General features: G+C 43.0%; 1 protein-coding gene. It reads left to right on the forward strand.

Going from position 1 to position 430, the window contains the following annotated elements:
• Nucleotides 1-430: hypothetical protein (locus tag ACYVRA_RS09230; RefSeq protein WP_461252405.1), on the forward strand; the 430-nt coding region annotated here is incomplete at both ends.

The raw sequence follows: 430 nt of genomic DNA on the forward strand, positions 1-430 counted from the left end.
ATTAAAAGTGGATTTGGATGTTAACTGGAAAACCATACAAAAAAGTCTTCAAAAGAACGAAGCCGCCATTGAGTTTGTGTCTTTCAGGATTTACGACAAAGGATTGACGGATACCGTTCAATACGCAGCGCTTGTGGTAAAAAAGGACAGTAAAGCCCCCGCATGGGTTCTTTTGTGCAATGAGAGCGATTTGAAAGAAATACTGGACAAAGCCGAAGGGAGAAGCCCGGTGGAACAGGCGCGTATTCTTTACAACGCCAACGGGTTAGCGTTATTTGAATATGTTTGGAAGCCGCTTGAACAGGAATTAAAAGGGGTTACAACGGTTTATTACTCTCCTTCGGGATTACTGCATAAGATAGCGTTTAACGCCCTGCCAATAGACGATTCCTTCAATAAACGCCTGACTGACAAATACAATCTGCACTGT

The sequence above is a fragment of the Treponema sp. R8-4-B8 genome (assembly GCF_054786175.1).